Below are 8,322 nucleotides of genomic sequence, written 5' to 3'. Positions count from 1 at the left end.
CTGCCGTAAGACAAGATCTAATTGTTTCTGCGTATAAACCCAACGAAGGCCTAGAAGAAAGCTTTCGCCTTAAAGCCGGCAGCGAGGAGGGGGCCTGGGATTTTGTCCGCAGCCACCTGAAACGGCTGCCAGTGGTGGTAGAGAAAGACGGCCAGTTAGAAGTAGTAGCTGAGCGGCAAAACTACCTGCTTTACGACCGCATGGTTGCTTTTCACGTTCAGCGAGGCGCGGCTGTGCCCCTTAACGCCGCTGATTTTTATGCCGGATTGAAGCAGCGCTTTCCCGAGCGAGATTGGATGTATTTCCTCCCGGCTCAGGCGGTGGAATACGACCGGGCCCGGATGGTGGCGGATGGGGTCCAGCAATTGTCACTTCTGGTAACCGACGAAAAATCAGCTATTCAATGGTTGCGACAAGCGTTGGGCGAAAACCCCCAGACTTATCAAGATATCCTACCCCAGTTCTTACGCCAGTCCCATCTGATAAAATACGAAAAACTACCGGAACTGACCCAACTGCTGGATGAAAGCTTTCTTCAAGATGAGCTGGGCCGTTGGTATGTACCTGATCCGAACAAACAGTCCGACTTGGAAAGAATGCGGGAAAAAGCTCTATTGCGTGAATTTGACCTCTACATAGAAGGGCGCGGCCGGTTGAGGGAATTTCGTACCGAGGCTCTCCGGGCCGGGTTCAAAGCTTGCTGGTCGGCCAAGGATTATCGCACCATTGTCCAGGTGGCCGAACGCATTCCTGACTCGGTTCTGCAGGAAGATAATAGCCTCTATATGTATTACGATAACGCCCAAGTGCGTTTGGACGAGTAAATGGGGAGAGCTAAAGTGACAGACAAGACTTTGTGGCGATCAGGGGACTGGGCGCTAACCCGCACCCAAGGCGAAGCTGTACGTATCCTCGAAGTCTTGGACCTATGGGGAAAATCCGCTTGCCTAGTGTGGCAACCGGCTGCCGGGACAGTGGCTACCGTACCGGCGGCAGAACTTATTCCCGTAAGCGCAGCTAAAGTTCCCAGCCAGCCGGCTATTGTCTATGCCGTTGCCGCCGCCAAGATAATGGACAGCTTAGCTCAGTCGGATTTGTTCTTAGCGCCGCTGGAAGGTACAGTAGTGCCGCTGCCGCACCAACTTTATGCTTTGGCTCGGGCTTTGGCCGGGCAGCGCGTGCGCTATTTATTGGCTGATGAAGTGGGTTTAGGCAAAACCATTGAAGCCGGGCTCATTATGCGGGAACTTAAGCTCAGGGGTTTGGTGCACCGTACGCTGGTGGTGGCACCTAAAGGCTTGGTCTTACAGTGGGTGCAGGAAATGCAGAATCACTTCAACGAGTCGTTTCAATTGGTTATCCCGGCGGAAATGGGTGCGCTTAGTTACTTGGCTGAGGATGGCAACTTCTGGCGGCGGATACCTCAAGCCGTGGTCCCCTTGGATTCAGTCAAACCCATTCAGGGCCGGCGCGGTTGGACCCATGATGAAGTACAGCGGTACAACCGGGAACGGTTCGAGAAGCTGGTGACAGGCGGCTGGGATCTGGTGATTGTGGACGAAGCTCACCGGTTGGCCGGTAGCAGCGATGCAGTGGCCCGCTACCGTCTGGGCCGAGCTTTGGCCGAAGCAGCACCGTATGTGCTCTTTCTTTCGGCTACACCACACCAAGGCAAGAGCGATGCCTTTCACCGATTGGTGAATCTGCTCGATGATGAAGCATTTCCTACTGTAGATGCCGTAGAACGGGAGCGGGTGGCCCCATATGTAATCCGCACCGAGAAAAGACAGGCCGTGAACTTGGACGGCCAGCCCCTGTTTAAGCCCCGACAAACACAGTTGATTCCTATTGTGTGGCAGGAACAGCACAGACTGCAGTGCGAACTGTATGAGAGAGTTACTGCATATGTCCGCGAGGGGTACAATCAGGCGCTGAAAGAAAAACGGTACTACATCGGCTTTCTGATGGTTATGATGCAGCGCCTAGTGGCCAGTAGCACCCAGGCTATTCGTTTAGCCCTGGAGCGCCGGTTAGAGGTTATAGAAGGGGCGACGCCGTATGTGCTAAATGAGGATTTGCTTCCGGATGAAGATTGGTGGGAACTGGACGGGCAGGAGCAACTGGAGCATATTCTTAAACAACGGCTGCTAGCTTTCGCCACTGAACGTGAAGAGGTACAGGCGTTGCTGTCCTTGGCCCGCCGGGCTTCCCAACAACCGGATGCCAGAGCTGCAGAGCTGCTTCAATGGCTCTATCGGCTGCAGGCCGAGGAACGGAATCCAGAGTTAAAGTTTCTGGTGTTTACGGAGTTCTTGGCTACCCAAGAAATGCTGGCTGATTTCCTGACTGGGAACGGTTTTGAAGTAACTTATCTTAACGGCTCCATGGATCTCCAGCAGCGGCAGCAGGTCCAGGCAGAATTTGCTGGCGAAAAGCAAGTACTTATCTCTACTGATGCAGGCGGCGAGGGTCTCAATCTTCAATTTTGCCATGTGGTCATAAATTACGACTTACCTTGGAATCCCATGCGTTTAGAACAGCGCATAGGTCGGGTGGATCGTATTGGGCAGAAACATCCGGTGCGGGCGCTTAATTTTATCTTAGAGGACACAGTGGAGTATCGGGTTCAAGAAGTACTAGAGGAAAAGCTGGCCACAATACTGACTGATCTGGGTGTGGATAAAATTAGCGACGTACTGGATTCCAGTGAAGTGGCCGCTGACTGGGAGAATCTTTATAAAGAAGCAGTTCTCAAGCCGGAAGAGGCAGCCAGCCGAACAAAGGCGTTCGCAGCTGCATTGCGTCGTCGCCTGGAAGAGGCACAGTTGGCCAGTAATGTGCTAAGTAAGGCCTCACAACTGGATGTGAATTGGGCACAGCGTTTGGCTAACCATCCACTACCGTACTGGGTAGAGCTCATGACCACGGGCTTCCTTTACGCCTCCGGTGGAACGGTACAGCGCAGGTTAAGAGGTTACGATCTTGTTTGGCCTGATGGATACCGACAAGAAGGAGTAACATTTTGGCGCCAAGACGAAGTCAAGCATGATTTAACGTATCTTAGCTTGGCTGACCCACGGGTACGCTCCTTGGTCCATAGATTGCCCCGGCATTTGCCTGGTCAGCCCCTGGTCGGGCTACAACTTTCCGGATTGAAGAGCGAGATTGCCGGTTGGTGGGGTTTGTGGCGAGTGTCGCTAGGGTCCACAAGTGCCGGCAGTAGCCGTGTGTTTCCTTTGTTTATCCATGAAAACAGGCGCTTGCTTCTCCCAACAGCCCGGCGAATATGGGACTTGCTGCTACAAGAAAATACAGCCATGCAAATAACAGGGGCAATAAAGGGTGAACAAGCCGAGACAGGTTTTTACATCTTGGCGGAGCAGGCAGAGATCTATGGCCAAGGCGTGTTCCAAGATCTAGAAGCCAGACACCGGGAATATGTAGCTCAGGAAAGAGACAAGGCCGAGTTTGCTATTGCCGCTCGTCGTCAGGCTATTAGCAGGTTGGGGTTGCCGGCGGTGCGCCGGAAGCGGCTAAATCAGCTAGAAAGCGACTATCAAAAGCGAATCCTGGAACTGGAGGAAATGGCGCAGGTATTTCCCGAATTGACTTGTGTGATTATGATCTATATAGAAGGTGCAGAGCCATGAATTGGCGTCGACAAATACTACAGAATTTCCCTGCCCAGCTATATCCCCTGACGGTGGTAGTGGATCCCGATGCCTTGCTGCAGGAAGAAGAGATTTGGCAAACACTAAAGGACAGGGGATTTGATTTAACGGTATACAACAACCCTTTGAATTTTCGCTTTATGTACGAACACCAGTACCGCTGCCGGTGGGATCGCGGAGAAGAAGCCTATCTGGTAGTTACAATCGATGACAGGCGTAAGTTGGCTGCTTTGCCTTACGATATTTTGGCGGGTGGGCGTCTACTTCAGCTTAGTCTGGCCGATTTGTTTCCTCGTCTTAGCTACCCAGTGATGGCTGAGCTAGATAAGGAATATTTTGCTCGTTTATATCGGATTTACCAAGACTATCACGGTCCAACGCTAGGTGATAGTGCTACCAAACACCATATCTTAAAACACGTATTTGGGATTGTTCCTGAGACGATCCACGGACCGGTGGAAATTACTCAGATGTTATTGTCCCGGCATTGCCGTGGACTGCGTTTGCCGGAAGTACTGGATCGCTATCTGGTGGATGTGCTAGGCCGAAAAGAAGTATTTCGCCATTGGCCGTTGGAGAAAATTGTTCCTTCGGCGGTGGCTTTCTTTAAGTTTCTACAGAGAAAATGGTTTGATTTTGTTCATGGAGTCGAGAGCCGGGAGCCAATAATACCATTTGACCGTTACGATATACGGGTATACATAAATGACCTCTTTGCTGACGGTTATCTAGAACCGGTGGACCCACCCAAGGACAAAGAAGTACCTGACTGGGCCCGAGCCGGCGTAATTGTAGACCGAGAGAAAGCGAGAAAACAGGACTTGGAAAGGTTAGTAACGACATTAGAGAAGCAACTGGACGAGACATTAGACTACCGGGATTGGCAGAAGCTGGCTGTAAAGTGGGCCCACCTGCTACTGGAGTGTGACATGGGCGGCTACCTGACGGACCGGAGAAGACGGGAGCTGTTGCAGGATAAATTAGATCATAAATTCTTCTCTTGGCTGCGAGAAAGTTACGGCCGGCTGGCTATGCTGCCTTATTTACCTCAACCGATATTGGTGCACCAAGTTCCCCACTTTCTGAACTACCGCCGAACCCAATTGGACGAAACTCGGCAGGCGTTGCTAGTGATCGACGGACTAGCAATGAATCAATGGCTGGTTATCCGGCGGGAACTGAAAGCAGGCCATCCGAACTGGCAGCTAACGGAGAACCAGATTTTTGCTTGGATACCTACCTTGACTCCCATTTCCCGCCAAGCCTTGTTTGCCGGCAAAGCGCCGTTATATTTGGCGGCATCCCTGTTAGAAAGCCATAAAGACGGGCAGCATTGGCGCCGGTTTTGGCGCGATGCCCAGATTCCTGTGGACAAGGTCCATTATGGGCTTTTGCCTGGGACAGATCCAGCCGAGATAAGAGCGACGCTGGCCAGTGGGGCCGATATTGTGGGGCTAGTGGTCAGAAAAGTTGATGATATTATGCACGGCATGAAGCTAGGCTCTGCCGGGATGTTGCAGCAGATAGCACTTTGGGCTCAAGGCGGCTACTTGAATGGTACCATTGATCAACTGCTTAAGAATGGCTTTGTGGTGTATCTAACTGCCGATCACGGCAATGTGGCTGCTACTGGCCAGGGGACAATCACTGACGGCATTTTGGCTGAGGCCCGAGGCCAGCGTGCCCGTATTTATACCAGTAAGACATTGGTTGAACAGGCGGCAGCCGGCGCAGATAAGGCTGTAATATGGCCGCCGGTGGGTCTACCTGCCGAGTACAAGGTGCTGTTGGCCAAGGGGCGGAGCGCTTTTACACAGCGTGGACAAACCGTAGTGGCTCACGGCGGCACAACTTTGGAGGAAGTCATCGTACCTTTCATTCGTATCGAGGAGGCTAAATCATGACCCAATACATAGGCTTTGATCGCAAGATAAAACTCACCTGGCTGGAGGCAACAGCTTGGCAAACGGCCACGGCTGAAGATGAGCAGCAGGTAAGGGACTATTTGGACAGAGTGTTGCAAAAGGAAGGCCTGAGCAAACGAGGCCGTCAGAATACATTGACTGTCCTTCTTCGCGTCTGGAATCTAGTACCACCAGAACAGAAGTCACTTCAAGAGCAGGCGTTGAATCTTTTGCCCAGTGCCGATTCTGATGAACGGCTATGGTTACACTGGGGTATGAGTATTCTGGCCTATCCCTTTTTTACTGATATTGCTTCGATCATCGGGCGGCTACTGGCTTTGCAGGGGAATGCGTCCTTAGAACAAATTTCCCGGCGTGTAGCCGACAAGTGGGGTGAGCGATCCACTGTGGAGTGGGCTGGCCCACGAGTAATAAGATCTATGGTGGACTGGGATGCTCTTCGGGATACAGCCACCAAAGGCGTCTATGTGGCTGGACCCAAGAAACCGGCTCGGGAAAAGATCCAGCTTTGGTTCCTAGAAATCCTTCTTAAATCTAACCTGACCACTGCTTTGCCGTTGGATCAGCTGGAGCACCTTGCCTGTGCCTTTCCATTAGAGATTACCATATCCGCACCTGCTATTTATTTCAGTGACACCTTAGGGATCGAACGCCAGGGGTTGGATATGGATTTAGTGGTGGTAAAATAGATTGAGGCAACAAAATATTGGGGGGTGTGGATGGTACTGTGGGCAGACATCTTATCCAGGCTCGTTTCCGAAAAGTCCGAATGGCCTAACAGTAAGCCGATCCGAGTACTGGGAATTGACCTAGGAACAACGAATTGTGCCGTAGCCGATCTTAGATGGGATCCTGGATGCCAGTTGATGCCTGATATCCGTTGTTTAGAAATACAGCAAGATATGCTCACCGGATTGTACACCCATTGGCTTGTTCCATCTGTGGTTGCCTTGTACTGGAAAACCGAAGACTTAGCAAAGGCCGTTTACCAAAAAAATGGGCCGCTTTGACCCAGATGACTACGAAATGATGAGTGTTGAAAGTGGAACTCCTCATGAGAGAAGGTATAAGAATCTTAACGCTGCAAAGACCCAGTTGCACAAGGAAGGCCTGATCGAGCAAGTAACGCATGGTTATTGGCGAATTAAGAGATAAATCTTGTCTTGTCTAATATCACCCAAAATGTGATATAATATCACCGGAACTGTGATATTGTATCGAAGGGGGTATTGGCATGACTAGAGGGTTGTTTCCCCTAGGTGGACCGGTAGGAGCGGAAGATTTGGTGGGCAGGAACGATTTGCTTAATTCCTTGGTGGCTCGTTTATCGGAGGGACAGAGCGTCATGCTGGCTGGTCCGCGTCGGATAGGGAAGACCTCATTGGCTCACGAAGCCTTACGACGGGTGAAAAAACAAGGGTTTTATACGGCCTCGGTTGACTTTTTCCGTTTCTCCAGCAAAAGAGAGTTCGCTACTAATTTGATCGATGCTGGTCTAGAAAATCGCACAGGTATTGCTAAAACCTTGTCTGCATTGGGGGATAAAGCGAGGTTATTAACCGGTGGGGCTCACTTAGCCTTCAAGCTACATGACCTGGAGTTCTCCTTAGGCTTTCCCGACAAGCGAACAGAGAATGAATTGTTGGATTATGCTTTGTGCCTTCCCGGGATACTGGCCCAGCGTGACAACAAACCAATGGTGGTAATGATGGACGAATTTCAGGAGGCAGCTCGCGCAACAAACGATCCAGAAATATTCAAAAAGATGCGTGCCAATTTTCAACACCAGAAGAAAGTCGCGTACCTTTTCCTGGGTTCGAAAGAAGGAATGATGCAGACGCTTTTTAGTGGACGGCAAGAAGCTTTTTATCGTTTTGCCACCATGCTACCTATACCAGGGATAAAAGAAGATGAGTGGATTCCGTACATTATAAGTAAGTTTGCATCCCGACAAATTGAGGCATCGGAGTCCACAGTCAGAGCCATTGTACGTTTGGCAGGGAGCCATCCCCAGGATACCATGTTTCTTTGCTCAGAAGTATATTATACTCTTTTAGAAACGGGCAACTCTGTCCTTAACCAAGAATACATCGACCTTGGTTATAACCGAGCATTGTTGGCCCTAGCTCCAGTTTTTGATGGCATGATAGAAGACGCCAATAACCAACCCCATGCCCGTCAAGTTCTAAACAGGCTGGCTCTAGACGAAAATCCCTACGGAGAAAGCCTTCATCCTAATCAAGTGAAGCGGGCTGTTGACTACTTAATAAGCAAAGCTGTGATTCAAAAAACGGCGCGAGGAAGTTACTCTTTTATCGAGCCAATGTTCAAGGACTATTTGCTGAAAGCTTGTTACTAAGGGCTGTTTTTATGCTATGATGCCTGTACTAGGAATCATGGAAAAGCCTAAGGGAAGAAACACCTTGAGCAAACGGAGATGATAATCTATGCCCTCGGAAGTGGTGGCGGTACTTTACCGCGGTGGTTTAGCCGAGAGCCGGCATTATGGCTCTATAGCGGTGGTGGATATTAACGGGAAGCTGGTTTACAGTCACGGTGACGCTGAGCGGATGACGTTTTTGCGCTCAGCGGCCAAACCACTGCAGGTATTACCTTTATTTAAAACCGGGACTTTTGATCACTATCAGTTTTCGCTGGACGAAGTGGCAGTGATGTGCGGTTCCCATAGCGGCCAGGATATGCATGTGGAGCGGGTACAGTCTATT

7 protein-coding genes are annotated in these 8,322 nt (G+C 50.6%); all 7 read left to right on the top strand.

Annotated features, from left to right (window positions below):
• On the top strand, positions 1–824 hold an 824-nt coding region (locus GX016_07265), incomplete at its 5' end, for a DNA methylase (GenBank protein HHT71358.1).
• On the top strand, positions 825–3,650 hold the full coding sequence (locus GX016_07260) for a DEAD/DEAH box helicase family protein (protein HHT71357.1): 2,826 nt from the start codon (positions 825–827) through the stop codon (positions 3,648–3,650).
• Positions 3,647–5,575: a BREX-3 system phosphatase PglZ gene (gene pglZ, locus GX016_07255; protein ID HHT71356.1), complete on the top strand. Its 1,929-nt coding sequence runs from the start codon at positions 3,647–3,649 to the stop codon at positions 5,573–5,575. The genes GX016_07260 and pglZ overlap by 4 nt, the downstream gene beginning before the upstream one ends.
• Positions 5,572–6,285 (top strand): hypothetical protein, encoded by a 714-nt coding sequence (locus GX016_07250; GenBank protein ID HHT71355.1) that lies wholly within the window; start codon positions 5,572–5,574, stop codon positions 6,283–6,285. Before pglZ ends, GX016_07250 begins: the two co-directional genes overlap by 4 nt.
• Before the next feature lie 30 nt (positions 6,286–6,315).
• Entirely contained in the window at positions 6,316–6,606 is a 291-nt protein-coding gene (locus GX016_07245) for a hypothetical protein (GenBank protein HHT71354.1), read from the top strand.
• Positions 6,607–6,830: 224 nt separating this feature from the next.
• A complete protein-coding gene (locus GX016_07240) occupies positions 6,831–7,955 on the top strand; it encodes an ATP-binding protein (GenBank protein HHT71353.1) in 1,125 nt (374 codons plus the stop codon).
• Positions 7,956–8,043: 88 nt separating this feature from the next.
• A partial coding sequence (locus GX016_07235; protein HHT71352.1) for an asparaginase occupies positions 8,044–8,322 on the top strand: 279 nt, incomplete at its 3' end.

The sequence above is a fragment of the Bacillota bacterium genome (genome assembly GCA_012837285.1).
In the GTDB taxonomy this organism is placed as follows: domain Bacteria; phylum Bacillota; class DTU030; order DUMP01; family DUMP01; genus DUNI01.
This window is presented reverse-complemented; position numbering and strand designations above follow the sequence as displayed.